The following is a 26,556-nucleotide window of genomic DNA, read 5'->3' as shown; positions in this document are numbered from 1 at the left end:
ATTGCTATCCTACTTCTGCTTTTCTTTTTCTGATTCTAAAATTTTGCTTTTGTTCTCCATCATATACTCATAAGCCGCTTCTTTATTATTGGGTATCTCTCCATTCAGAATCGCTTCTTTAACGAGATCTTTAATGTCTCCAATAATTTTACCGGGCTTTATCTCTAAGGCTTCCATAATTTCTTCGCCAGATAGAGGATTCTTCCAATTTCGGATGCGGTCTTTTTTCTCTACTTCCTTAATCTTCTTTTCAACAATGTTGAAGTTTTCTTGAAAGCGCTCCACTTTATTCTCATTCTTGCTCGTAATATCTGCGCGGCATAAGGTCATGAGGTCATCGATGTCATCTCCAGCTTCATAAATCAAACGACGTACTGCACTATCACTTACAATTTCACTCACTAAGGCGATAGGGCGCAGGTGTAGTCGAACTAGCTTTCGAACATAGCGCATACGCTCATCTAGTGGTAACCCAAGCTGGCGAAATATGCCTTTGGTCCATTTTGCACCTAAGGCATCATGTCCATGGAAAGTCCAGCCAACTCCTTCTTGGTAGCGCTGGGTTGGAGGTTTGGCGATATCATGCAGTATGGCTGCCCAACGGAGCCATAAATCTCCTCCGTATTCTACAACATTATCCAGAACCTGAAGTGTGTGCCAGAAGTTGTCTTTATGTAAATGTCCGTTTACTTCCTTTACACCTTGTAGCTTATGCATCTGCGGGAAGAACTGCTTAAGCAACCCTGTATGGAATAAATGGGTAAAACCGATGGATGGCTTATCGGTCATGATGATTTTATTCAGCTCGGTGATGATTCGCTCTTTGGAGATGATATCGAGCCGAGGTGCCATCTCTTTAATGGCTTCATAGGTGACAGGGTCAATCTCAAACTTCAACTGATTCGCAAAGCGAATGGCACGTAGCATTCTCAACGGATCGTCACTAAAGGTCTGCTCAGGATCAACAGGCGTGCGAATTATCTTGTTTTTAAGATCCTGAATACCTCCAAATGGGTCGATGAGCGTGCCATAATCTTCAGCGTTTAACGACCATGATAGCGCGTTAATGGTTAGGTCTCTTCGGAGTTGGTCGTCTTCTAAAGTTCCATCTTCAACAATAGGCTTGCGAGAATCACGACGGTAGCTTTCCTTTCGTGCTCCAACAAATTCGAGTTCGAGATCGCCAGCCTTAACTAAAGCTGTACCAAACTGTTTAAATACGGATAAGTGCGAACCTTCGAGTGCTTGATGAACTTTTTCGGCTAAAGATATTCCCGACCCAATCGTAACAAAATCAAGGTCAGGGTCTGTTTCTTTAAGTCTGTCTAGATAGTAATCTCGTACATAACCCCCTACAACGTATACAGGCTGGTTAAGATCCTTGGCAGATTTACTAATAACCTCAAAAACTCTTTGGTGAGACTCAGGAATGTGATGCTCAAATTTCATGAGGAAAAGATAACATTATTAAGTGTTGCTTTCAGACCTTAGTTTTTGAAAATTATCCGAACTCTATTTCAGAGCTTTTAACAAAATAATTTGAATATGGAATTTCCTACAAATTGGCTTATTGCCACCAACGGTTCAAAATATGCAAGCGAAGCTGTAAAACATGCAGGGATGTTAAGCGCAATGCTTAAGGAACGCCCAAGGGTTACGATATTAGTTGTGGCCGACTCAAAAGAAAGTGAAGATACAGCTAAAGGCATCGTAGAAATGGCTAAGTTTCTATTTGAAGAGCATAGTGGACCTGAATTTGACCCAGATTTAACAGTAAAAGTGGGCGAGCCTGGCGCAACCATAGTTGAAACAGCCAAAGAATTGGAGTGTGATCATATTCTAATTGGTGGTGCAGATTTCAAATGGGATGTAAACTCGAAAGATCCTGGAGGCATTAGTAACTACATCATTGATAAATTTCATGGTGTGATTACTGTTGTAAAGTAACATTACGCAATATGTTGAAGCGTTCAACGTAAAGTTACTTTAACAACACATTGATCTATTTATGCATACTAAAATAGCTGCTATTCTATTAGGCACGCTACTCTTTGCGTGTTCCGTTTCAAATACAAACCTTAGTGATGTTGAAGGCGAACTCAGGGTGTCTGAATCTCCTCGTGAGGTAATATTTTCTGTAACTAATACAGGAAGTGAATCCGTTGAATTTAATTTTACCTCAGGGTGTCAAGTGAAGTTTGTTCTGCTAGATGATGAAGGAAATACAGCTTATGATTCAGAATCTAATACTGGGTGTACGGCCGCTCTAACTTCATTTACCCTACAACCCGAGGAAGTAAAAGTCTTTGAAATAAAAGAAGAATGGATTCCTGATTCTATTTCTGGTTCTTATATACTAAGGTCAGAATTGATTGGATACTCAGATGTTTCGGATACGACAGTTATTGTAGTTCAATAACCTTTAGATCCACCGCCTTACCGAGTTACAATAGTCTTTAAATTCGCTTCCAAATTTCTCTAAGAGTATTTCCTCTTCAGGCCTTATTTGGAAGCGAGTCATATATTCAATGAAGAAAGGGATGAGTATAAAAGAAAGCACATTAGATAGCGCAAAAGCCCAAGCAACTAATGCCAAAAGCATACCAACATACATAGGATTGCGTGTATAAGCATATATACCCGTTCGAACAAGAGTGCTTGCCTTATCAGGTTTGGAAGGGTCTACAGTAGTAGAATTACGCTGAAAGTTAATGCCAGCTATCGCTATGAAAATAAATCCAGTGGCTAAAATTAGATAAGCGATTGCCTTTGAGTATGGAATTTCGAGAGTTGCGGCGGGAACAAATCGATCTAAGCTATACATACAAGCGCCCCAAAATACCACAACAGTGACGGGTAGGAATTTGAGTTTTAGACTCGAAAGATTCATATCAACTCCCATGAAATTAAAAACTAGGCTCTCTTTTATAGGAGCCTAGTTAGTATAAAGCATTTACTTGATTTCAAGCGTGCTGTGGTCACCAATATCTACCTTACCATTTACATTTTGAAGCTTGGTGTGTGCTCCAATGGTAGAACCGCTTGTATGTACGTCCTCTAAGTGGGCGTTTTCACGAATAATAGTATTACTCACTTTAGAGTTTTTAATAACAGTACCCGCTTCGATGCTTACATGTGGGCCAACTTCACTGCCTTCAATGGTAACACCATCGGCGATGAATACAGGCGGGTGTATGGTTGAGTTCGGGAACTTAGAAGCATCGTAAGAGTGGTTTTCTTTAGCTACAATTTCACCGGTTGTTTCAAGCCAAGCGGGTAGAGTACCACAATCGAGCCACTCATCTACGGTAGCAATTTTAAAAACTTTGCCCTCATTGATCATGTTGTCGAGTGCTTCAGTAAGGAAATACTCACCACCAGGACCTTTGATGTCTTCTTCCATTACACGGTTAACTTGACGCTTCAATTCTTGACCATCTTTGAAATAATACACCCCAATGATGGCTAAGTCTGAGATAAACTCTTTAGGCTTTTCAACGAATCCAGTGATTTTTTCGCCTTCATGTACGGCAACCCCAAATCTTGATGGGTCTTCAACACGCTTTAACCAAATTACACTATCAGCCCCTTCAATATTGAACTTCTCTTTGCTATCAAAGAGGGTGTCGGCAAAAGCGACGATCACTTCGCCATCCAAATCTTCGTTCGCACAAGCAACAGCGTGGGCTGTTCCTAACGCAGGAAACTGAACTCTGAATGTTGCCTTAGCATTATGCCGGCTACTCATTTCAGTAAGTTGGTCTTTGATGTCTTGCCCAAAGTCTGGACCTAAGATGTAAACAATTTCTTCTATCTTACGATCTAAGGTGCGAATAAAAGTTTCCACTAACCTCTCAATGATCATCGTTCCTGCAACAGGAAGTAGTGGTTTGGGTACAGTGTGGGAATGTGGGCGAACGCGTGTCCCGCGACCCGCCATTGGGATAATTAATTTCATATATTCGACTCCAATTCGAAACTTTTGCTGTTAAATCGTGGTGAATATACGGGCGATAGCTGTTAAATTCGACAGCATGCCTATATCCATAGAATTATTCACAATTAAATAATAAGAGCTTGTTCTGGTATCATAGCGTACTCAATATCTGTTCCGTACTATTTTGTCTCATTCTACTAAGGTATCATTGGTACCGCACAAAGTTTTTCTTGCACACATTTCAGCAGGTAGGGTATAAACAGAATGAGTTTTGGGCGTGGTTAAAAGACCATTGGGATGAAAAAACTATTCCTCTTGAGCTAGGCATTATCAACCTTTTGTTATTCTTGGTAATTGCAATGGATGCATGGTTCGAACTTGAACTCACGAAGTCTTCTATCGCCGTTTCCTTTTTTATCTTTGGGTTGTTCTGGTTGGGTTCTGTAAAACGCTATCGTCAAGAAAAAGTGAAAAAGCCTTTAGTGCTCACTTCACGGGTAAAAAGATTGCTTATACCCATTGCCATCTTAACCCTAATCTTTCCTCTATTTTTTACCTATAGTGCATTCACTGGAAGGGTGTTGTTCACAAATCTTGCGGTGCAAAATTTTGATACCGCCTTACTCAACTTTGATGTAGTTCTATTAGCATTTGGGTGGGTTTTTGGAGCCATTTTAATTCCATTCATAGTTTGGATATCAGGACAAATTACACGTCCCGTAGAGGCAAGAATACAAGAAGGATTCAAAGAGCAGGCTCGTAAAAAATTAGCTTCTATGCCTCACCTAAAGGTGATTGCAATTACGGGGAGTTATGGTAAAACGAGTACTAAATTTATGGTACGTGATCTTCTGAAAGAACGATTTAGTGTATGCTCCACTCCCGGTAGCTTTAATACGCCAATGGGTATTTGCAAGGTGATTAATAATGATTTGCAATCGCACCACCAGATTCTAATCCTAGAAATGGGAGCTCGTTATGCAGGGAATATTCAGGAGCTATGCGATATTGCCACGCCGGATATTGGCATTGTTACTAATGTAGGGGTGGCTCACCTCGAAACCTTCGGAGGTCAGGAAGTAATAGCCAAAGAGAAAGGCACCTTGATTGATAATGTGAAATCAGGAGGTGTTGCCGTATTAAATGCAGATGATCGTTATGTAAGTAGAATGGGGGAGTCAAGATCAGATTTAAACCGCATAATGGTTGGCTTAGATACCGGTGTCATCCAAGCACGAGATATTTCATATGATACAGAAGGAACTCGGTTCGTAATTCAATTTGAGGAAAAAGTAGAGGAGTTTAGAACTAAGCTACTTGGGGCACATAATGTGCAAAACATGCTCTTGGCAATAGGGGTGGCTCATCATTTAGGCATTAGACCTAAAACGATGACTTTAGGCGCTGCAAATATAGAACCGGTTGAACACAGGTTGGAATTAAAAAAAGCAGGTCAGTTCTTTGTAATAGATGACGCCTTCAATTCGAACCCTGTTGGAGCAAAAAATGCAGTTGAAATCTTATCACAATTCAATTCAGGTAGGCGAATTATCATCACCCCTGGAATGGTAGAGTTGGGTGAGTTAGAATATGAAGAGAATAAAAACTTTGGTAAAGCAATAGGGCAGGCTAATCTAGATTTAGTGGTGTTGGTAGGTGAAGATCGTTCAGTTCCAATACAGGAAGGTATTTCAGAAATTGATGGGCAGTCAGATAAAGTGAGAGTTGTTACTTCCCTATTTGAAGCCAATGAATTGGTGCATCAGTACGTGCAAGCAGGCGATGTGGTGCTTTACGAGAATGACTTACCAGACGTTTATAACGAAGGCTAATTATTCGTAACGAATAGCGTTGGCGGGTTCTACTTCAGAGGCACGATTAGCAGGATACCAACTTGCTGCTACACATAAGAATAAACTACCTGCTAAAATGATGATCACATCAGTAGGTTGTACAAGTACAGGATACGCATCAATGAGAAAGGCTGAGGATAGCTTTACTAAGCTAAATTCGGCTTGTAGCCAACAAAGTAAGAGCCCTAAACTGCCCCCAATGGTGCAACCAATAAGCCCAATATAAAATCCCTGCTTTCTGAATATGGAGCGTATGGCTTCTTTAGAATATCCCATGGTAATCAGAATGCCAATATCCCTTTTTTTCTGAATTACAATCATTGTGAGTGAGCCTACTATGTTTAGCACGGCCACTATTATGATTATCATAAGGATGATATAAGCTCCCCACTTTTCAAGATACATCACATCATATAGTGGCTTTTGCAAATCATACCAAGATGACACTTTAAAGCCGGGGCCAATAGCTTGAGTGATCTCAGGTTTTAGAGACTCTGCATTTTTAAAATTATCCAGTTTAACATCAAAGCCAGATATGTTATTTCGAGCACGAAAGAGCCTTTGAGCTGCGGTTAAATCAATAAATACCTCGGCGCCCCCACCAATTTGCTCTAAACTGTAACTGCCGCGAACTTCAAATCTATATACACGTGGAGCAGTAACTTGAGTAAGTGTTTTTCTCATACCTGAAGCGCTTAGAAGTGCAACTTCATCCCCTAATGATAAGCCAAGTTCGTTACGCAAACTTTCATGGATAACTAGCCCTGGTTTGCGATTTCGCACGCTCACATCAAACACACCAGACACAATGCTATTGTCGATATCAATTAGTTTGAGAAAGCTATCTTTCTCTACACCTTTTAATTCTATTACTTTGTTTTGGTCTTCATTATTGGCCAGTAACGCTTTCCCATTTACATAAGGAGATATGAGTTCAATCTCTGGGATAGTGGAAAGGGATGCTCGCTTATCTTCGAAGTTAGAAAACACTGTGCCTTCCATCGATTCAATGCGGATATCTGGATCATAGGAAAGTAAATAGCCTTGAACAACATCAAAGAAACCATTAAAAACCGACAGTATGAGTATCAATAAGGCGGTTCCAATAGTAACACCAATGATGCTAATAAAGGTAAGAGTTGAAATGAGGGAGATATGTTTTCTTGAGAATAAATACCTCCGAGCTATGAGTCCCGTGTTTTCCATTGCTTAAAAATAGAGAATGCTTAGTTCTGAAACAGCATTTATTCAGATAGATTGTATGAGTTCTTAATGGGAGGAAAAAAGATAGATATGGGCATGATATTAAGGTGAGATTATGATTGTAAAAAATCATTTCACTTAATAAAAGCTGTTCTTTAATACGATATTCAGATTCTGTATATTGAGGGCTTTGATTTTTAGGATAAAATGCCACATAGTATTAATCATTTACCGAATCGTACACAAAAGCCTCGCTCAAACGGGATGACTTTTGTATTAGATAAAGGGTTGAGCATAAGGGAAAGTGAAGACTTCTGTCAAGTTTGCTCCAACTCTGTTGATGTAGTTAAATTAGGGTGGGGAACTGCTCTAGTAACTCAAAATCTAGAAGCCAAATTAGAAGTTTATGCCAATGCGGGTATCTCTGTGTATTTAGGAGGTACCTTATTTGAAGCGTATTTGGTGCGTGGGCAGCTCGATGCATACGTTCAGCTACTTAAAAAATATAACATCGATACGCTTGAGGTTTCCAATGGAACCATTTGGTTAAGCGATGAGAAGAAGCAGGCGATTATTCGAGACCTAAGTCAAGAATTTAAAGTATATTCTGAGGTTGGGAGTAAAAACCCTAACGAAGTTATTCCTCCGTATAAATGGGTTAAAGTAGTAGTTGAGGAGTTAGAAGCCGGTGCTGAAAAAGTGATACTAGAAGCTAGAGAAAGTGGAACTGTAGGGATGTTTCGTCCTAGTGGGGAAATTCGCTCTGGCTTAATTGAAGAAATCACTGATCAGATTCCAGTGGATAAGCTCATCTTTGAAGCTCCTAAGAAGGAACAACAAGTTTGGTTCGTTAAAAAATATGGATCAAATGTAAACCTTGGAAATATACCACCAAACGAAGTGATCTCGTTAGAGACTATTCGCTTGGGTTTAAGAAGTGATACTTTAATGGACTTTTGTTCCATTGAAGATCCTGATTTTCAGCAAATGACGAGAGATCGTTCAATTTCAAACGACGAGTAATAAAGTATACATGAAAATATTATACGCAGCAGCAGAGATATCACCATTCGCTAGAATGACATACACCGCAGATTTGCTCCGCTTTTTGCCAGCATCTTTGCAAGACAAGGGATTTGAAATAAGAATATTACTGCCTAAATACGGTTCAATTAACGATCGTAGAAATAGGCTCCACGAAGTGATTCGATTGTCGGGAATTGAAGTTGAAGTTGGCGACAATATCGAAAGCATGAAAATTAAAGTAGCGAGTATCCCAAATGCGAAGCTGCAGGTATACTTCTTAGATAACGATACCTATTTCAAGAGAAAAGGATTGTTTAAAAAACCGAATACCGACGAGTTTTTCCCAGACAATGACGAAAGACTAGCCTTCTACAATAAAGGCGTGCTAGAAACAGTTATGAAACTCGGCTGGGAACCCGATATCATTCACTGTCATGACTGGCCTGCTGGACTTATTCCATTACTGGTTAAAACGAAGTATAAAAATGAAGAAATCTTCAAGAACACGAAGATCATTTACAATCTTCATCACCCAGAGAATGAAGGCCAAGCAGATACAGCAAAGATCTTGGAGCTGTTAGGTTTACCAGACGATATAAATATCAACGAGCTTACTGATAACGGCAAAGTAGACTTACTACGTTTAGGTCTTAAATACAGCGATCATGTTGTAACCGGAAATTATCTCAGAGATGAATTCGATGATGCATTCAAAGAATTTGGTATCACACCAGATCAGATTCAAGGATCGCCAGAAGACGTTTCAGAAAAGTTTGCTGAATATTATAACAAGATTGTTAAATAATTTAATCGAGTAGAATACATTGAAGGAACGCATTTCTAGAGCTGCACTCACGGGGCGGCTCATTTTATCTGTAATGGTTTTGGCTGGAATTATAGCTTGTGAAAACCCAAGTTCGGTGGGGAGTACTATTGTACCAGGAACCGATATCAGATTCGATACACTTTTAGTTAATAGCATAACCCCACAAACCTCAGAGATATATTCAGGACAGTTAGCCAGCATTCAAATGGGCTATTTCGAAGATCCTGTATATGGTAATTTTGAATCTACATTTTATGTGCGTCCAAGCCTCATCAATTTATCTGATGATGATTCCTTGGATGTGAACAGTAGAGTTCAGCTTCAAATTACTTTCGATAGTACAGATGTTTACGGTGATCCTGAATCACAAACTAACTTCACCATTTATGAAGTAACTGAGTCTTGGAGAAGTTCATCATTGAAAGCTACGGACGTAATTGCTTACGATAGCGCTACACCATTAACTACTTTTTCAGTGACTTCTGAAGATTCGGTAATTGTAGAGTTGCCAAGTTCATGGGTGCAAGCATATGCGGCCTACGCCAATAGTGATGATGAAAACATCGACTCGGTGTACGTTCGTGAATTTCATGGCCTTGCAATTGTGCCTGAACAAGTGAGTTCAAAAATCATTCATGCTATACCTTCTGGTAGTTTCTTTACTCATATCGATACTGTAGCAAGTGATACCTCTAATTTCACCTACAGAGATGTAGGTTTCACATTAGATACTAGCAATGCGGCTGCAACACCGAATCGCATCAAGTTTACTTCCTTTTTAGATAATTACGCATCTGTAGACCTAAATGGACTTGTAGATGGATACAGCAATGAGAATGTAATTAAAGCAGAGTTGGTTGTTTACGAGGACAATGAGTTTTTAGAAAACAATGGAACTCCCGGAGCCGAGCGTATTAATCCTGTATCAATGAACTTAAGTGGTGAACTTAACATCGACTTGGTTTATGGTTTACAATTTGGAGGGTCAACTTCTGGAGTTATAAGAGACTTTTCTGTTCAAGACACTCTCTCTGATGCGCAAAGGTTTAATGTAAGTCGGTTTATAAATGAATTGATTTATGGAGACAAAGATGTAAACACGAAGTATATATACCTCACACCAGGAGGCGTGTTGTCTACAAAGCTTATACATGATCATACCAGTAGTGCGGATAAGCGACCAAAACTAATTCTAACTATAGCGGAGTAAAGATCATGAAGATTAGAAATTTAGTTATCGCCGTTTCGATTTTTTCTTTCCTTTCAGTAGATGCATTTGCTCAAGCTGATGAAGCAAATAGTGGAAGCCCTTACTCTTATTACGGTATTGGTTCTCCTACACAAACAAACACTGCCCAAGAAAAAGGAATGGGAATTATCGGTGTTTCTTTCAACGACCTTCAATCTCCAGGATTAGGGAATCCTGCTTTTTGGGGAATAGGTGCCTTTACTAGAGGTTCGGCTAATTTTGGACTCACGAATTACTCCATTACTGATGGACAAGATTCAGGTGCAAATAGCTTATTAAATGTTGGAAGCTTCCAAGCTGTATTTCCGGTTATATCGAATAAATTAGGTTTATCGGTAGCCTTATTTCCAGAAACTCGATCAAATTATAGTGCGAATGCAGAATCGTCGCGCACATTAGAAGATGGATCATTATTAGATTTTGGCTATACAAAAGAAGGTACAGGTGGACTTACCAAGTTTGAAGTTGGTTTAGGCTACAGAATTAATAAAAACCTATCTATAGGTTATGCACCTTCGTATTCTTTTCTAACGCAGAATAACAAGGAGTCGGTAACCACTTTAAATAATAAATCACTTACTGACTTAACAACGAGTTCAGTAAATGCCAAAATCAATGGAACTAATTTGTCTCATCGATTTGGTGTGCTAGCCACTGCTAGAAAAGTATTTGGCGCACGTGATATCATCCAAGTTGGTGCCGCATACACACTAAAAAATGAGTTTGAAGCGGAGAAAAAGCGTGAGACTGTTAAGACTTTAGGTGATACTTTTGGTTCTGAGATTCAGATTGGAGCCACCGAGCAAGAAACTATTTCATTACCATCGAGATTAAGTGGTGGAATTTCCTATTTTGCAGGTCCAAGTTTTAGTTTATCTGTGGAAGGGATGTTTGAAGATTGGAGTAATGCGGAATATGGGTTTGACGCAACTCAAGAAGCTAGTTTCAGTGATAGGTTTATGATTGGGGTAGGGACTCAATTTAACGCCTATAACAGTAACAGCAGAGGGTTTTTATCAAACTTTGAATACACTGCAGGTGTATCTTACGATTCTGGTTACTTAAACATTGAAGGCCAAGACATTGAAACACTATGGTTCTCGGCTGGTTTAGGTATGATTTCACCAATTGTTCGTTCACAGTCATCATTCGACTTTAGCGTTCAATATGGTATTCGTGGAACCACTGATAATAATCTTGTAAAAGAAAACATTTGGGCTTTCAATTTATCTGTGAATTTAGCAGAATTGATGTTTTTCAAACGAAAGCTTAATTAATTTTAAAGTAATAATATAGACAACTACCGTGTTAACATGATAACACGCTAACAACAATAGAAGAAAGATGAAAAATCTAGTATTAGTTTTAGGGTTCTTGTTTACAAGTTCGGCAATGGTAACTGCTCAGGCCGAATGTAATCCTACCCCTCCAGATGAGATGGCACCACTAGCTGCGTACTCAATTTTTAACTCAAACTACAAAGGGAAAGACTATCAGTTTGCTCTTAAGTTTGGCCGTTGGATGCTATGTTCTAAACCTGCTGATATTGAAGGACATCCAAGCTTCAACTTATCTATACAGCTTTCGAAGTTTGTAACTATTTATAAAGAATTAGCTAAGAGCGAAACAGATCCTGGTATTAAAGCGGCTTATTTAGATTCAGCGGTTATGGTATTAGATGATCGTATTGAACTCGCTGAAGGCACTCCTGCTGATAAGTACAGAGCGTTACAGGATAAAGGACGTTTTTATTTAGAGAATTATTCGTACATCACGGATGGACTTAACAAGGCTTATACTCAGTTCCAAATGATGTTTGATTTAGACCCTAAGCGTGCTACAACTTCTGCTCAAGGTTATTATGTAGATGCTCTATTGAGAAACTATATCAATAAAAGAGAGCGTGAAAAAGCGCAAGCGGTTATAGATGAAGCAATGAAACATGCTTCACCTGAATTCCAAGAAAAGCTTAAGGACTTCCAGAAAGATCTATTCGGTAGCCCAGAAGATGTTATTAGTTACTACGCTCCTATTCTTGAAGCAGAGCCAAATAATACAGAAGCGCTAAAAGCGTTGGCTGATGCTTATGAAGATGTAGACAATCGCGAAGAGCTAGTTAAAGTTAGAAGAAAGCTTCACGAAGTAGAGCCTACGTTTGAAAGTGCTATGGCACTTGCTGAAACGGAAAGAAGTAATGCTCGTTATGCTGAAGCAATTGCTCTTTATAAAGAAGCATTAAACATGGCTTCTAACGATGATGACAAAAAGAGAATCAACGTGAGCATCTCTGATGCATATATCAACATGAATCAGATTAAAACAGCTGATCGATATGTTGAAGAAGCACTAAAAATTGATTCAAACTATGGTCAGGCTTACATCAATAAAGCTCGTATTTATGCTCAAGCAATTTCGACTTGTATTGAGGAAGAAGGCCGAAAAATGGAAGCTCAAGACCGTGTAGTATATTGGTTAGTAATCGATTACTTAAACATGGCAAAGGCTAAAGATCCTTCGGTAGCAAGTAATGTAAATTCACAGTTGCCAAATTATGAAGCCGTTACTCCAACTGCGGAAGACAAATTCCTAAAATTGGATAACCTTCAGAATGGACAAAAGGTAAAAATTGATGGCTCATTAATGCCATGCTATAGCTGGATTAACAAGACTACTACAGTTCGTTAATTTGCTATAAAGCAAAACATTTGTATCTTTTCCTATCTTCAATTTTGACGGTGTAGCACTCGGCTACACCGTCCTTTTTTTCTCGCTCTCCTTCGTATTTCCTACATATTTAATGATTTACGCTTCTATCACTGGAGAAGAGATAACAAAACTATTTTATAATGCCACGGAACAGAAAAAACTATAAGAACCGGAACAAAGGTCGCAACAATAACAACAACAACAAGAACCGCAGTAAAAAGAGCGGAAATGTTTTCATTCCAAAGTTCTTTTGGAAAGAGAATCTTGGGGTATCCGGTAGATATGCAGGCGTATTAGAAATTAATGCAAAGGGTTGGGGCTTAATTAGAAAGCTGGACTATGAGTTCAGTTATAGTCCTCAAGACCCATTCCTGAAGCCAGAAGAAGTTAAAGCTTTAGATTTACGTCCTGGTCTTATTTTAGAAGGCGAATTTGAAGAAGATAAGCGTGGCAACAAGCATGTATGTTCTGTAGATAAAATCAACAGAAAGCCAATTGAGGCTTGGACTAAGTCGAGTAGATTTGAGCGCCAGATTCCTATTATGCCTGTAGATTGGATTAAGCTAGGGATGCAGTCTGACAATGTGGAAATGCGAGTGATAGATCTGGTAGCTCCCATTGGAAAAGGGCAGCGTGCATTAATTGTTGCGCCGCCAAGAACAGGTAAAACAGTAATGCTTAAGCAAATCGCTAAGAGCATCTCTGAGAACCACCCTGATATTCATTTAAGTGTATTGCTTGTAGATGAGCGCCCTGAAGAGGTTACCGATTTTATTCGTTCAACCAATGCAGAAGTGTTTGCATCCTCAAACGATAATAAAACCCATAGCCATATTCGCATCACTGAAATGGCTTTAGGTTATGCAAAACGTAAGGCAGAGATGGGTGAAGATGCCGTACTCCTTATCGATTCATTAACTCGATTAGGCCGTGCTTACAATGCTGTGCAAAGTAATAGTGGTAGAACACTTTCAGGTGGTTTAGATATTCGCGCTCTTGAGATACCAAAGAAGATATTTGGCTCAGCTCGTAAAATCGAAGGTGGTGGTTCATTAACTATTATCGCTACCTGTTTAATCGAAACGAATTCAAGAATGGATGACCTGATCTTTGAAGAGTTCAAAGGAACAGGTAACATGGAATTAGTGCTCGACCGTGAGTTAGCCAATGATAGAATTTATCCTTCTATCAATATCACTGCTTCAGGCACGAGAAATGAGGATAAGTTTATAACCGATTCGTTAGAGGAAAGAAATATGGTTCGCCGTTACCTCCTTAAGAAGTCACCAAAAGAATCGATGATGGGATTATTAAAAGTATTACGTAATACGGAAAGCAATCAAGAGCTTCTAAACCAGATTGCAGCTACGGCATAGTTTCAACGTATTATTAATTCATTGAAAGAAAAAAGGCTTTCCAGATGTATATCTAGAAAGCCTTTTTAGTAATGGGTAGGTAATATATAATTAAGCCACGGGCATTGAAGGATCTATCTCCTTGCTCCAAGCTGTGATTCCACCTTTTAGGTTATGGATATTCGAAAACCCTTGAGATTCTAAATATTCAACCGCCTTACCACTTCGTCCACCAGAACGGCACATAATAACTACTTCTTCATCTTTGTGCTTTTCAATTTCATCAGTTCGGCTAGGAAGGTCTCCTAATGGGATATGCTTTCCGTCGAGGTTAGATACGAGGTACTCATGATCTTCACGTACATCAATAAGTACAAAATCGTCTCCTGCTTCTTTTTTTTCTTTTAAGTCTTGAACCGTTATTTCTTTCATGGCTATAGTGTTTCGTTTTTGTATCGATCTAATTTAAACTGTTCTCCTAAATAGAGCTTACGGGCATTTTCATCGTCTGCTAGCACATCAGCGGTTCCTTCCATAAGGATATTTCCCTCAAACATAAGGTACGCTCTATCTGTGATGGCTAGTGTTTCATGAACATTATGATCTGTAATAAGAATTCCAATATTCTGTTTAGTTAGCTGAGCTACTATATTTTGAATGTCTTCAACGGCAATAGGGTCTACACCTGCAAAGGGTTCATCTAAAAGAATAAATTTAGGCTCTGTAACCAAAGCACGGGCTATCTCCGTTCTTCGGCGCTCGCCACCCGACAAAGAGTATCCTTTTGAGTTTACAACGCGTTGTAAGTTAAATTCTTCAATCAGTCGGTCTACTCGTTCTTTAATCTGCTTAGTTGGGTAGGAAAGGAACTGTAGAATAGATTCTAAATTCTGCCGAACGGTGAGGTTTCTAAATACCGAAGCTTCTTGAGCTAAATAGCCAACACCCATTCGTGCTCGTTGGTACATGGGCTTTTGTGTGATGTTGGTGTCATTCAAATATATATCACCAGAATTGGGCTTTACCAAGCCCACCATCATATAAAAGGTGGTTGTTTTACCCGCACCATTTGGGCCCAATAGTCCAACTATTTCGCCCTGTTTAACATTGATGGAAACTTCGTTAACCACCGTACGTTTGCGATATCTCTTAACCAGCTTTTGGCTATGAAGTGTAAGTAAATTCCCTGATGTACTGCTCATGATGCAGTAAAGGTACTAAATCTTAAGCTACCGACAAGGAATGAAGTATAGATTCGAAAATCTCTTTACCATCATCAGAGCCTAGAAGTTTTTCCATAGCACGTTCTGGGTGAGGCATCATTCCTAATACATTTCTGCCAGTATTAGTGATTCCTGCAATATGATCAACAGAGCCATTAAAATTCGCACTTTCGGTTAACTCCCCATTGGCATCAGAATATCGGAATAGTACTTGGTCGTTATCTTGTAAAGACTTTAAGCCGTCTTCATTGATGTGGTAGTTGCCTTCACCATGTGATACAGGAATATCAAAAACCTGACCTTTTTTAAGAGAAGATGTGAACAGAGAATCAGTCGTTTCGCAACGGATGAAGACGTTCTTACATACAAAGCGAAGGTCTTGGTTGTGCATCATGGCGCCAGGTATTAAGCCTGCTTCAAGCAAAATTTGGAAACCGTTACAAATGCCCATCACAGGTCCACCGTTATTGGCAAACTTCACTACTTCTTGCATGATTGGAGAAAAGCGAGCAATGGCTCCAGAGCGTAGGTAATCGCCGTAAGAGAAACCACCTGGCACAATCAAAAAGTCGATACCACTTAAGTCGGTATCTTTGTGCCATAAAAATTTTACTTCACTGTTCATTATATGCTTCATCGCATGATAAGCATCATGGTCACAGTTTGAACCCGGGAATACTATTACGCCAAATGTTGCCACACTAACCTCTTATTTCGGTAACTAATTGAATTTCTTTTAAGACACTTTCGATGCGCATACATTCAAAAAACTCACCTTCATAAACTACAGTTTTACCATTGTTGTGAACCTGAAAGGTTAACTCTTGGGCTTTGTTGTAGCTATATCCAGTAGCCTTGATGATTTGTTCGATTACTTCATCAAAGGTATGAATGTCGTCATCAAATAAGAACAAGCGCCAAGGAGTGTCAATGCTTTCCTCAACCTGTTCTTCGGTTTTAGTCTGCTCATCAACATCGGCATGTATCATACTGAAGGTGATATGTTGAGCAGAGTTGTTCATTATTGCTCGAGAATAATCTCGTAATCTTCCATCACTTCGTTAGCGAGCAGTTTTGTACAAGCTGCTTCAACGATTTCAGTTGCTTTCTCTTTACTATCCGCATCCACGTCAAGTTCAATAAATTTTCCGATTCTAACCTGCTGAACATCATTGAGTCCTAGGTTATGAAGCGCATGATGTGCTGCTTTTCCTTTTGGGTCCAAAATTGAAGGACGAAGTGTAACGTGTACTTTTGCTTTATACATAGTTGAGCGAATTTTAAAATGGGCTTAAATTTACGGCTTATGTTGCATAGCTGCTAAATCTGAAAGCACGATTTCTTTGAGTTCGGGAGTTTTTTTTTCGTTGGCCGGCAACCACTTGATAAAATCCCATCTACGGTACCATGTAAGCTGCCTTTTTGCATAGCGACGAGTTTGAGTTTTCATTTTTTCCACCGCTTCAGCTTTAGTCATTGTACCCTCAAGCACAGCAATCATTTCTCTATATCCAACTGCATTGAGCGGCTGCAAATCTTTTGAATATCCCATCGAGAGCACCTTCTCAGTTTCCTCCAATAAACCTTCATCCATCATATTATCAACTCGGGCATTAATTCGATCATATAAAACTTCCCGTGGTTGATGCATTCCAAACACTAAAGTATTGGAAGGAAGTTTGAATTCGTCGTTGGAATGAAATGAACTAAAAGGTTTGCCTGTCTGCATCCACACATCAAGGGCCCTGATTATGCGCTGTTTATTCATCCCATCCATTGTTTGGACATACGATGGGTCTACGGCTTTTAACTCATTATAAAGAGCTTCAATACCCTCTTCGTCTATGCGTTGATGTAGCTCAGAAATATTTTGTGGGTTTGCTGAAGGGAGGTCTTCAATAGGGCGAATTAAACTTTGTAGATGTAAGGTGCTTCCGCCAACAAAAAGAGAGTGCGCATGATCTGTTAAAATTTCTTTTTCCCACGCCTCTGCTCGTTCTAAAAAGTCTTGAACGGAGTCGCGTTCATCTAATTCAATATTCGAGATGTTATAATGCTGAACACGGTCTAGTTCTTCTTGTTTGGGCTTAGCGGTGCCTATGTCCAAATGCTTGAAACATTGTCTTGAATCCACAGAAATGATGGGAATCTCTAACTCTTCAGCTAATTGCAGAGATAATTCAGTTTTACCAGAAGCGGTGGGGCCAAGTAGTATTAAACGCACGTTAGATTTCTGAAGAGTTAAAATGAGACAATAGTGAATATACGGTCAATTAGATTGCTCCTTCAAATAATCTTATTTGAATAATCGTAAGCATTTATAGCGAATAGCGTAAGGAAAGGCGATGAGTATATCCCAAATTACTTGATGTGCCAGCGAAACTACCAAACCCATAATCCAAACTAAACATAGATAAATTTAAACCCAGCCCAAGAGTTGGAGATACGGTGAAACCGCCTTCAGGATCGGTAATGAAATCCGTTAAGCCTGTGCGAAAGCTGATAATCTGTTTGTAATTCAGCTCTGAACCGATGTGAGGCTCTATACTCATGCGTCCAACATTCATGTAATAAGCCCGGCGGTTTTCAAAGTAGAGATCCGTATCTATGGCCGCGGTCCATTCAAAATCATGAAAGGAAAAAACTCTTGAAACGCCCATTTTGATCGAAGGGAGAACGTATTCATTTTGCCCGGATGGAATCGAGTCATTAAAGACTTCTTGAAAGCCCTCAAATTCATCCTCATTAACTTCCCACATCTTCTGCATGGTTGTAATATCACGCACATTTATACCAACATCAACGATGTCGGTTTTCAGCTGAGCTCCCACATTTAAGCTGTATCCCCATGCATTAGCGAACGGCCCGAGACGTTGATTGATCACTTTTGCAGTGATACCAAGAGCAAGTCGATCCGTGCTTTTTTTGGCCAATGAAATAAAAACGGCTAAGTCGGCTGCACTAAATCGAGTGATATGATCATTGGGGTTTTCCTTCGGGGCATTTCGGTCTTGGTCCCAAGCATTCAATGTATTTGCGATGTTGTCTACACCTTGGCGAAAAAAACTAATCGCAATAACGGCATCTTTGGCAGCCAAAGGGTAAGCGAAACCGCCATAATCGTAGCCCACAATGCCATCAAACCGTTCTGAGTGCATATATATTAACTGTGGCCTTTCTACAAACGACAACCCAGCTACATTCCAATATGCAGCCGTTACATCACGGGTTACCGAAGTGAAGGCTGAACCCATCCCAAGAGCCTGTGCACCAGCACCTGTATTAAGAAAATCATTCCCATACTTAGCCAAAGTTGGCTGAGCCTGACTATCGTTGAATGCAACGAAGAGAATGAGGAGCGCTGGGATGATATACTTCATTTAGAAAGCTAAAAAATGAGTTGGGAAAAAGTAGCGCTTAAACGATAGAAATTTAGACTTATTTGGGGTTATTTTCGGGCGTCCCTGTGTTGCAGAGAGAACAAGGATTTCTTAGTATAAGCACACGTTTTCGAAAGGGCAAGAATGGGGAAAAATTGCCTTAATTAACTCAAATAGCGATTTCATGAAATTTTCAGTATCAAGTAACGAACTCAACAAAGGCCTATCTGCAGTAATAGGTGCTGTGCCATCAAAAGCTACGCTTCCAATTTTGGAAACCATTTTATTTGAAAGTGAAGATGGTAAACTGAAACTTTCAGCTACCGATCTTGAGATTGCTATCGTAGAATATATTGATGCCGACATTGAAGAAGATGGGGCTGTAGCAATTCCTGCTCGTCGCTTACTTGAAACACTGCGTCAGCTTCCAAACATACCTGTGTTTTTTAGTGTTGATGATCGCAAAAATGTAAACTTTCGCACCGATAAGGGTACTTACAAATTGGTTGGCGACGATGCTGATGAATTCCCAGAAATCCCAAGTCTTCAAGAAGGTGTTGAAATCGCCACTTCTAGAGAAGCCATCAACAACGCTATAGATAAAACATTGTTTGCGGTTTCAAGTGATGACTTACGACCTGCCATGATGGGGGTTTACTTTAAAATTGGAACAAGCGAAAGTAAGTTTGTTGCTACCGATGGATACCGTTTAGTGGAATACACCAATCGCAAAATCACAGGCAGCAGTGATACAGAGTTTATTGTACCGGATAAAGCACTTGGCTTAGTTCAGAAAACAGCGAATGGCGAAGAATGTGAAATTACTGTGACGAACGATCACGCTCGTTTCAAAAGTGGAAGCACTATCGTGATTACACGTTTAATTAACGAGCAATATCCAAACTACGATTCTGTAATTCCTCGTGATAACAACAAGTTTCTAACGATTTCAAAAGAGCAGATGCTTTCAACCGTTCGTCGTGTTGCAATCTTCTCTAGCTCAACTACTCGCCAAATTCGACTACAGCTCGAAGCAGACAAGCTTACCATCAGAGCCGAAGATCTTGATATGAGTAGTGAAGCAAAAGAAACCATCGATTGCGATTACAATAATGATGGACTAGAAATTGGCTTCAATGCGAAGTACTTGGGCGATGTGCTAAGTAACATCGATGATGAGCAAGTAAGTTTTGAATTCTCTTCACCAAATAGAGCCGGTATTGTGCGCCCTTCAGAAGAGAGCGAGCACGAAGAAATTCTTATGGTTGTAATGCCTGTGATGTTGAATAACTACTCTTAATGAGTCAAATAATTACCCTCACTACTGATTTTGGTTTACAAGACCAATATGTGAGTGCAATGAAGGCTGTGATATTAGGTATATCGCCTAATACTCGCCTTATTGATATCTCACACGATATTCCAGCACAGGATATCATGGCAGGGGCATGGGTAACTCGAAATGCAGCCTTTCTATTTCCAGCAAATACCGTTCACTTAGTTGTAGTTGATCCTGGTGTAGGTACCGATCGCCATCCTATAGCAATGAAAATAAATGATCAATATTTCGTTGGACCAGACAACGGTATTTTTTCATTGTTCTACAGTGAATTTGAATATGAAGCAGTTAAGCTGAATAAAGAAAAGTTCTGGAGAGATACACGATCTAGAACATTTCATGGGCGTGATATTTTTGCGCCAGTTGCTGCTCACTTAGCAAATGGTGTAGATCTAAAAGAAGTGGGCGACCCCATCAAAGAATTAGTGACTTATCACTGGGCTGTTCCTATTGGTGATAAAGACGGGTTGCAGGGGTGGGTTGTACATATCGATCGTTTTGGGAACTTAATTACGAACATATCTGAACAACTGATTGAAGATATGATTGGCCGGCGAAAAGTGAAGATTTACGTGGGGAACACGATGATTGATCACTTAGTAAATACTTTTGGTGATGTGGAAGAAGGTGATCCTGCTGCATTCATAGGAAGTTCTGGGATGCTAGAAATAGGCATCAATAAAGGAAATGCCGCAAAGCTTTTAAGTGTTGATAAAGGAGCGCAGGTATCGTTGGTACTCCAGGTTAGACCGTAACACTAACCGCTTATCACCGTACGGCTTGCAAGAATTCCAAAAATCATCTTATGAAGTTCGAACTTAAATCCCCTGAAAACGAAAGGGCATCCATTCAGGTGCCTAGCGAAATTGCACATCTCAGCAAACCCTTTAACGGCGTTTTATGCTCTCAAGAAGGGGACGAGTACGAAGTCACCAACAACATCATAGACATACTCGGTAAAGACCCTTCCTTTTCAAGTGTAGCTTCATACACCAATCACTGGAAACTTACGGCGCACATCTATGAAGACATTTGGAGAAAACGATCGCTATCTCTATTAACGGGTGAAGACTTTCCTATAGAAAAAGAGCATGAGTTATTGATAGAATGGACTGCTCCCAAAGAAGGTGGGTTGTATCTAGATTTAGGTTGTTCAACGGCATTGTATGGCAGAGCCTTGAAAGCCGCTCAAAAGAAAGCCGATATCGTAGCACTTGATTTCTCAATGCAGATGTTGGAGGAAGCTCGACTGAAAGCCGAAGCTGATGAAACGGATTTATTCTTTGTTCGAGCCGATGGCAAAGAGATGCCATTTTTCAGTAAAACATTTGATGGCATTGTGATGGGAGGTACGCTAAATGAACTTACTGATGAGATGAAAGTGCTTTATGATGCTCGCAGAGTATTAAAAGAAGATGGTAAGTTATTTATGATGCACCTTATTAAGTCGGATGCATGGTATGGTCGTTTACTTCAAGAGTCGATGGGTCTCGGCGGACTCAAGTTTTGGACCAAAAAAGAGTCGAATAAATTATTTGAACAGGCAGGCTTTGGTATAGAAGAGCAAATCACACGAGGTATCGTATGCTTTACTCTTCTTAAGGTTCAATAAGCCACTCTTACATTTTATCGGGTGCCGTAATCCCCAAAATAGTTAATCCATTTCTTAGCACTTGAGCGGTAGCCTTAGCAAGCTCGATACGTGCTTGTCCCAAGTCAGGATCTACACCAATAATTCTGCAATCGTGATAGAAAGTTGTGAAGGCTGAAGCAACGTCGTTCAAGTAGTTTATTAAGCGATGTGGTTCTCTAGCATTTGCGGCAGAAGCGATTTGCTCTGGAAACTTCAAGAGTGTTTTGATCAAAGCCTCCTCAGCCGATTCCTTAAGTAAAGTTAAGTCTGCTTGTCCCTCAAAGTCGTACTCTTCGGTAGCTTTACGCAAGATACTAGCAATGCGTGCATGTGCGTATTGAAGATAGAATACAGGGTTCTTATCACCGGCTTCTTTAGCCTGTGCAATATCAAATTCTAAATGCGTATTAGGCGATCGCATTAAAAAGAAGAAGCGAGTTACGTCAGAGCCCACTTCATCCATGAGTTCATCGAGAGTCACGAAATTGGCTTTTCGTGTACTCATTTTGAATGGTTGGCCATCTTTTACAATGGTCACAAACTGATAGATGATTACGTCTACTTTATCTGCATCATAACCAAGTGCCGAAATTCCAGACATCACATCTGGGTAAGTTGCAATATGGTCGGCTCCGAATACATCCAAGCACAGGTCGTATCCACGATCGAGCTTGTTCATGTGGTATGCGATATCAGGGAGTCTATAGGTTGGCTCACCCGTGCTTTTGATAAGCACCGTATCTTTTTCTTTGCCAAACTCGGTAGTTTTAAACCAGGTAGCGCCATCGGCATCATAAGCGAGTCCCTTTTCACGAAGTTTTGCTACAGCATCATCAATAGAACCGTCTTCATACAAACTGTGCTCATTGAAATACGAATCCATATGGATATTCATACGCTGTAAAGTACCGCTGATATCGGCAAATATAGACTCTTCCGCTTTTTCTTTAAAAGGCTTCCATTCGTCTTGATTAGCTAAACTATCCCCTTTTTCATCTTTTATGGTAGCGGCGATATCACGGATGTACTCACCTTCGTAACCTCCTTCGGGAAATTCAGCTTCTAAGCCCAACAATTCATGATAACGTGCTTGAACCGATTGGCCAAGAACACGCATTTGGCGTCCTGCATCGTTGAAATAATATTCGCGGTCAACTTCAGCACCCGTCCACTCTAACAATCGAGCTACAGTATCTCCAAGCACAGCATTACGGCCATGACCTACTGTAAGCGGACCTGTTGGGTTCGCACTTACAAACTCAACAAGCACTTTCTTTCCACCATGCTCGCTTGTTTTACCATACTCAGTGCCAGCATCTAAAATGCTTGAGAGCTCATCATATAAATAGTCTTCAGCATATCGAAAATTGATGAACCCCGGGCCTGCTATTTCAACAGCCGCAATTTTTTTGTCATCATACTTAAGATTATCTACTAGCTGTTGTGCAATTGCTCTTGGGTTATTCTTTAGCGGCCGAGCAAGCATCATAGCAACATTGGTGGAAGCATCTCCATGAGTGGGATCTTTTGGAGCTTCCAGCTGAATATCTGGTTGTTCTTCTAGCTCAAATGGTTTTAATGCGTCAGCTATAATCTGCTGTAGATAATCGTTCATATATAAGTAGTCTTAATTCAGAGCAAAGATAAGGCTGATTCACTTAAGAATTAAGAATTATTCCAGATTCTATAACCGTTAGAGTTGGGAGCTTTAATTGAATACTCCATCACTTCGAAGAGAAACAAAATTGTAGCCTGCAATGATAATATGATCATCTAAAGGCACTCCCAGTAGTTTGCCAGATTCAATCAATCGTTTGGTGAGTTGAATGTCGGCCGTGGAAGCTCGTTCATTTCCAGAAGGGTGGTTGTGGAGTACGATTATGGAATTGGCTTGATTGAGTATAGCTTGCCTCATCACTTCCGCAGGTTCAACAATTGTGGCATTGCTCCCGCCTGAACTAATCTGCTGAAAGCCTGTGAGCACTTTTTTGTTATTTAGAAAGGCTACAATAAATACCTCTTTAGTAAGGTGCCGTAACTTCGGTCCAAAATAAGCGGATGCTGCTTCGGGAGAGGTGATTTGTACTTCTTCACCCAATTCAGCTACTTGAAGTCGACGTGCTAATTCAAAGGCGGCTTCTAAGGTAATAGCTTTTACTTTTGCGATACCCGGTATTACCCCTAATTCTTTCCATTGCCTTTTGATAAGAGAATGGAGTCCACCAAAATGATCCAATAAAGCACGTGAGGCTTCAATGACGTTAAGTTTTTTGGTGCCCGTGCGTAATAAGATAGCTAGAAGTTCAGCATCCGAAAGGGATCCTGCTCCATACCGCATTAGTTTTTCTCTGGGTTGTTCATCGGGGCGCATGTCCTTTACCGACCGGTTTAGAAAGTCATCGGCGGAAAAGGATTCGTGTTTTTCGTTAATCATGGTAATCATACTCTTTTTGCTAAGTATGACCATAGAAACCAAGATTCCTTACAAATAAGAACGAAGGCAGTTACTCGCCACCACCCATTAATGGTTCGTTCATAGCGCGAATGCTTGAGTTCGGAAGCCCTTCTGGGAAGTTTTGTTTTACCATCTCGATGGTTTCAATCACTAACTCGAGGTGCATTTCTTTCGAGTTTTGATAAAAAGCTTGGGCAGCTCCCGATAACTTTGGTTTCCCATGTAAAGGCTTATCGCTTACACATAATAAGGTGGCATGAGGTACGCGGTACCGGAATCCATTCGTTGCTACCGTTGCCGACTCCATGTCTACCGCCATACTTCTACTTTGATGAATCTGTTCAACGGTTGCTTTCTTTGAAAACTCCCAGTTTCTATTTGCCGTTGTGTAAACGGTGCCAACACGATGGTTTAACCCATGATGATCCAATACTTGTTTGAGGTATAGGTTCAATAAGTAATTCGGTACAACAGGGATACCTATTGGGAATAAATCGTCTAGTACCTTGTCTTCTCGCATGTAACCGCTAGCAAGAACGAAGTCGCCAATTTCTTGGTGGTTTCGAAGTCCACCACAGTGACCAACCATAATCATGGCATCGGGACGAAGTACCGCTACATGATCAGTGATAGTTTTAGCATTTGAAGGTCCAACGCCAATGTTGATGAGAGTGATACCTTTATTGTCATCTAGTTTATGATGATAAGCCGGCATTTGTACCCCCTCACGGGCAGGCTTCACACAGTCAGGGAATTTTTCTAAAAACACCTCAACGTGCATAGCGTAATTGGTAAAGAGAATATACCGTTGGAAATCACAAGGGTCGGTGCCTGTATAATGCGAAAGGCGGTCTAATGAAATTTCAGTTCTTTCAGGGCTAAAAAGGAATAGCTTTTTGTTCGTGATATCCCACTCGCTTTCATCTGTATGATCTAATAACAGTGGATTGTTAAGGTGAATAGTTTCACGAGAAGGTTCAATGGTGATGTCAGCATTTTTTTGAAGCAACCGAGTTAGCTCACGCTTCAGATACCATCGAAGTGCTTTTGGATGCGCCAACTCTCCATTAATAGTTGGGTTGTGCTCCGACCACGCTCGCTCTACAATCATTTTTGGGTATTTACCTTGCTCATAGATATTCTCCATCAGGTCGCAAGCATTTTCCGTAGCTTTGCGCAGGTCATCATTATTTGAAAAATCTGAATGAGATAAGTGAAGCGAGTTTGTCATGAGTAATAGCCTTTTTAATTATACAATTGAGCCATGGGTTACCACCAACGAGCAATTGGAATATACGACGAATATTTTCAAGGTTTTTAGTAGGCGGATGAAATTGGAGTCAGAAAATTATGAGGCTACCTTTTCAGTTGTTAAGGCCCCAGACTGGATCAATGTAATAGCACTTACTCCTGAAAATAATATCGTTTTGGTGGAACAGTATAGATACGGTATTGAAGAGCCAACCTTAGAATTACCAGGAGGGATGGTTGATCCCGGCGAGCACCCAGAAGCAACTTCGATTCGTGAGCTCAAGGAGGAAACAGGGTATGCGGGTTCAGAAGTTATCAATCTTGGGAAAGTTAGTTCAAACCCCGCTATGCTTTCGAATTACACACATACCTACCTAATTAAGAACTGTGAAAAAGTAGGCGATCAAGAATTGGATGGGAATGAACGCATCAAAGTTCAAGTAATGCCTTGGGCTGATTTTTTGGATTTAGTTAGACATGGGGCTGTACATCATGCGTTGGTTGTGGCAGCCGTTACAAAGTATTTGATAAGTTCACATTATAAGGAGTAATAGAATATGGGAAGCAAGGTTCATAACTATGAGACAAAATTGGAATGGACGGGAAACTTAGGAAAAGGCACTCAATCTTATGCCTCATACAAAAGGAGCTACGACATTAAGATAGATGGCAAACCTGTTTTAGAAGGAAGTTCAGATCCAGCTTTTCGGGGAGACCCAACTAAGTATAATCCTGAAGAATTATTTCTAGCTTCATTGTCATCGTGCCACATGCTGTGGTATCTCCATTTATGTTCAGAAGCAGGGATCACCATTGTGAGCTACACTGATAACGCGATTGGGGAAATGACCGAAAAGGCCAATGGAAGTGGTGCTTTCAGTAAAGTGGTGCTACGCCCTGAGGTTCAAATTCTTGAAGTTGAAATGTTAAAAAAAGCAGAAGCTCTTCATAAAACCGCAAATGAAATGTGTTTTATTGCAAACTCCTGTAACTTTGATGTTTTGCATGAACCAACTACTGTTCTTAATGAATAAGAGTATGAATTGTGGAACCTTCGAACGAAAGAAGGGCTATTAATAGTTAGTTCAAAACTAATTTAATCATCAAAGCAAAATATTTT

General features: G+C 40.1%; 28 protein-coding genes. 14 read left to right on the top strand and 14 right to left on the bottom strand.

What is annotated here, in order from left to right:
* Positions 1 to 9 precede the first annotated feature (9 nt).
* Entirely contained in the window at positions 10 to 1,449 is a 1,440-nt protein-coding gene (locus B155_RS0106820; protein ID WP_018127508.1) for a CCA tRNA nucleotidyltransferase, read from the bottom strand.
* A gap of 96 nt (positions 1,450 to 1,545) precedes the next feature.
* Here B155_RS0106820 and B155_RS0106815 point away from each other — a divergent pair, with 96 nt between their 5' ends.
* Complete coding sequence (locus B155_RS0106815; protein WP_018127507.1) at positions 1,546 to 1,947, top strand: universal stress protein; 402 nt, start codon at positions 1,546 to 1,548, stop codon at positions 1,945 to 1,947.
* A gap of 61 nt (positions 1,948 to 2,008) precedes the next feature.
* Entirely contained in the window at positions 2,009 to 2,419 is a 411-nt protein-coding gene (locus B155_RS13100) for a BsuPI-related putative proteinase inhibitor (protein WP_018127506.1), read from the top strand.
* A 3-nt stretch (positions 2,420 to 2,422) separates the two neighbouring features.
* Here B155_RS13100 and B155_RS0106805 read toward each other — a convergent pair whose 3' ends face one another.
* Positions 2,423 to 2,890, bottom strand: a complete 468-nt coding sequence (locus B155_RS0106805) for a methyltransferase family protein (protein WP_040368284.1) — start codon at positions 2,888 to 2,890, stop codon at positions 2,423 to 2,425.
* A 63-nt stretch (positions 2,891 to 2,953) separates the two neighbouring features.
* Positions 2,954 to 3,958, bottom strand: a complete 1,005-nt coding sequence (locus B155_RS0106800; protein ID WP_018127504.1) for a sugar nucleotidyltransferase — start codon at positions 3,956 to 3,958, stop codon at positions 2,954 to 2,956.
* 209 nt (positions 3,959 to 4,167) lie between these two features.
* Between B155_RS0106800 and B155_RS0106795 the strand changes: the two genes are divergently transcribed.
* On the top strand, positions 4,168 to 5,769 hold the full coding sequence (locus B155_RS0106795; protein WP_018127503.1) for a UDP-N-acetylmuramoyl-tripeptide--D-alanyl-D-alanine ligase: 1,602 nt from the start codon (positions 4,168 to 4,170) through the stop codon (positions 5,767 to 5,769).
* Here the strand turns inward: B155_RS0106795 and B155_RS0106790 are convergent, their stop codons facing one another.
* On the bottom strand, positions 5,770 to 6,996 hold the full coding sequence (locus tag B155_RS0106790) for an FtsX-like permease family protein (protein WP_018127502.1): 1,227 nt from the start codon (positions 6,994 to 6,996) through the stop codon (positions 5,770 to 5,772).
* A 204-nt stretch (positions 6,997 to 7,200) separates the two neighbouring features.
* On the opposite strand from B155_RS0106790, the gene B155_RS0106785 reads away from it, so the two are divergent.
* From B155_RS0106785 to rho, 6 genes are all read left to right on the top strand, one after another.
* A complete protein-coding gene (locus B155_RS0106785; protein WP_018127501.1) occupies positions 7,201 to 8,016 on the top strand; it encodes a phosphosulfolactate synthase in 816 nt (271 codons plus the stop codon).
* 10 nt (positions 8,017 to 8,026) lie between these two features.
* The gene (locus B155_RS0106780; protein WP_018127500.1) at positions 8,027 to 8,824 is read left to right on the top strand and encodes a glycogen/starch synthase; all 798 of its coding nucleotides are present in this window, start codon (positions 8,027 to 8,029) and stop codon (positions 8,822 to 8,824) included.
* Between the two features lie 19 nt (positions 8,825 to 8,843).
* On the top strand, positions 8,844 to 10,055 hold the full coding sequence (locus B155_RS0106775; RefSeq protein ID WP_026167243.1) for a DUF4270 family protein: 1,212 nt from the start codon (positions 8,844 to 8,846) through the stop codon (positions 10,053 to 10,055).
* Between the two features lie 5 nt (positions 10,056 to 10,060).
* A complete protein-coding gene (locus B155_RS0106770; RefSeq protein ID WP_018127498.1) occupies positions 10,061 to 11,371 on the top strand; it encodes a hypothetical protein in 1,311 nt (436 codons plus the stop codon).
* 67 nt (positions 11,372 to 11,438) lie between these two features.
* Positions 11,439 to 12,779 (top strand): tetratricopeptide repeat protein, encoded by a 1,341-nt coding sequence (locus tag B155_RS0106765; protein WP_157464749.1) that lies wholly within the window; start codon positions 11,439 to 11,441, stop codon positions 12,777 to 12,779.
* A 161-nt stretch (positions 12,780 to 12,940) separates the two neighbouring features.
* On the top strand, positions 12,941 to 14,176 hold the full coding sequence (gene rho, locus B155_RS0106760; protein WP_018127496.1) for a transcription termination factor Rho: 1,236 nt from the start codon (positions 12,941 to 12,943) through the stop codon (positions 14,174 to 14,176).
* Between the two features lie 90 nt (positions 14,177 to 14,266).
* On the opposite strand, the gene B155_RS0106755 is transcribed toward rho, so the two are convergent.
* From B155_RS0106755 to B155_RS0106725, 7 genes are all read right to left on the bottom strand, one after another.
* Positions 14,267 to 14,587, bottom strand: coding sequence for a rhodanese-like domain-containing protein (locus B155_RS0106755; RefSeq protein WP_018127495.1), 321 nt, complete (start codon positions 14,585 to 14,587; stop codon positions 14,267 to 14,269).
* Positions 14,588 to 14,589: 2 nt separating this feature from the next.
* Positions 14,590 to 15,357 carry an LPS export ABC transporter ATP-binding protein gene (gene lptB / locus B155_RS0106750; protein WP_018127494.1) on the bottom strand — a complete coding sequence of 256 codons (768 nt, stop codon included), beginning with the start codon at positions 15,355 to 15,357 and terminating at the stop codon, positions 14,590 to 14,592.
* A gap of 22 nt (positions 15,358 to 15,379) precedes the next feature.
* On the bottom strand, positions 15,380 to 16,078 hold the full coding sequence (gene purQ, locus B155_RS0106745; RefSeq protein WP_018127493.1) for a phosphoribosylformylglycinamidine synthase subunit PurQ: 699 nt from the start codon (positions 16,076 to 16,078) through the stop codon (positions 15,380 to 15,382).
* Position 16,079: 1 nt separating this feature from the next.
* Positions 16,080 to 16,400 carry an ATP-dependent Clp protease adaptor ClpS gene (locus B155_RS0106740; protein ID WP_018127492.1) on the bottom strand — a complete coding sequence of 107 codons (321 nt, stop codon included), beginning with the start codon at positions 16,398 to 16,400 and terminating at the stop codon, positions 16,080 to 16,082.
* On the bottom strand, positions 16,400 to 16,645 hold the full coding sequence (gene purS, locus B155_RS0106735; protein ID WP_018127491.1) for a phosphoribosylformylglycinamidine synthase subunit PurS: 246 nt from the start codon (positions 16,643 to 16,645) through the stop codon (positions 16,400 to 16,402). The genes B155_RS0106740 and purS overlap by 1 nt, the downstream gene beginning before the upstream one ends.
* Positions 16,646 to 16,675: 30 nt before the next feature.
* A complete protein-coding gene (gene miaA, locus B155_RS13095; RefSeq protein WP_018127490.1) occupies positions 16,676 to 17,602 on the bottom strand; it encodes a tRNA (adenosine(37)-N6)-dimethylallyltransferase MiaA in 927 nt (308 codons plus the stop codon).
* 94 nt (positions 17,603 to 17,696) lie between these two features.
* Positions 17,697 to 18,758: a PorV/PorQ family protein gene (locus B155_RS0106725; protein ID WP_018127489.1), complete on the bottom strand. Its 1,062-nt coding sequence runs from the start codon at positions 18,756 to 18,758 to the stop codon at positions 17,697 to 17,699.
* A gap of 184 nt (positions 18,759 to 18,942) precedes the next feature.
* On the opposite strand from B155_RS0106725, the gene dnaN reads away from it, so the two are divergent.
* Genes dnaN through B155_RS0106710 form a run of 3 tightly spaced genes read left to right on the top strand, consistent with a single transcriptional unit; the run spans position 18,943 to position 21,709 of the window.
* Positions 18,943 to 20,058: a DNA polymerase III subunit beta gene (dnaN, locus tag B155_RS0106720; protein ID WP_018127488.1), complete on the top strand. Its 1,116-nt coding sequence runs from the start codon at positions 18,943 to 18,945 to the stop codon at positions 20,056 to 20,058.
* Positions 20,058 to 20,852, top strand: a complete 795-nt coding sequence (locus B155_RS0106715; RefSeq protein ID WP_018127487.1) for an SAM hydrolase/SAM-dependent halogenase family protein — start codon at positions 20,058 to 20,060, stop codon at positions 20,850 to 20,852. Before dnaN ends, B155_RS0106715 begins: the two co-directional genes overlap by 1 nt.
* Before the next feature lie 50 nt (positions 20,853 to 20,902).
* Complete coding sequence (locus B155_RS0106710) at positions 20,903 to 21,709, top strand: class I SAM-dependent methyltransferase (protein ID WP_018127486.1); 807 nt, start codon at positions 20,903 to 20,905, stop codon at positions 21,707 to 21,709.
* A gap of 7 nt (positions 21,710 to 21,716) precedes the next feature.
* On the opposite strand, the gene argS is transcribed toward B155_RS0106710, so the two are convergent.
* The 3 genes from argS to B155_RS0106695 form a co-directional block, all read right to left on the bottom strand.
* On the bottom strand, positions 21,717 to 23,345 hold the full coding sequence (gene argS, locus B155_RS0106705; protein ID WP_018127485.1) for an arginine--tRNA ligase: 1,629 nt from the start codon (positions 23,343 to 23,345) through the stop codon (positions 21,717 to 21,719).
* Between the two features lie 93 nt (positions 23,346 to 23,438).
* Positions 23,439 to 24,164, bottom strand: coding sequence for a RadC family protein (radC, locus tag B155_RS0106700; protein ID WP_157464795.1), 726 nt, complete (start codon positions 24,162 to 24,164; stop codon positions 23,439 to 23,441).
* 70 nt (positions 24,165 to 24,234) lie between these two features.
* Complete coding sequence (locus B155_RS0106695) at positions 24,235 to 25,416, bottom strand: AMP nucleosidase (RefSeq protein ID WP_018127483.1); 1,182 nt, start codon at positions 25,414 to 25,416, stop codon at positions 24,235 to 24,237.
* Here B155_RS0106695 and B155_RS13090 point away from each other — a divergent pair.
* Together B155_RS13090 and B155_RS0106685 are read left to right on the top strand one after the other, a co-directional pair.
* The gene (locus tag B155_RS13090; RefSeq protein WP_018127482.1) at positions 25,415 to 25,987 is read left to right on the top strand and encodes an NUDIX hydrolase; all 573 of its coding nucleotides are present in this window, start codon (positions 25,415 to 25,417) and stop codon (positions 25,985 to 25,987) included. The genes B155_RS0106695 and B155_RS13090 overlap by 2 nt on opposite strands.
* A gap of 6 nt (positions 25,988 to 25,993) precedes the next feature.
* Positions 25,994 to 26,470 carry an OsmC family protein gene (locus tag B155_RS0106685; protein WP_018127481.1) on the top strand — a complete coding sequence of 159 codons (477 nt, stop codon included), beginning with the start codon at positions 25,994 to 25,996 and terminating at the stop codon, positions 26,468 to 26,470.
* Positions 26,471 to 26,556 lie beyond the last annotated feature (86 nt).

The organism is Balneola vulgaris DSM 17893 (assembly GCF_000375465.1).
GTDB classification, from domain to species: Bacteria; Bacteroidota; Rhodothermia; order Balneolales; family Balneolaceae; genus Balneola; species Balneola vulgaris.
Note: the sequence above shows the minus strand (reverse complement) of the source record. Positions and strands in the feature narration are given on the sequence as shown.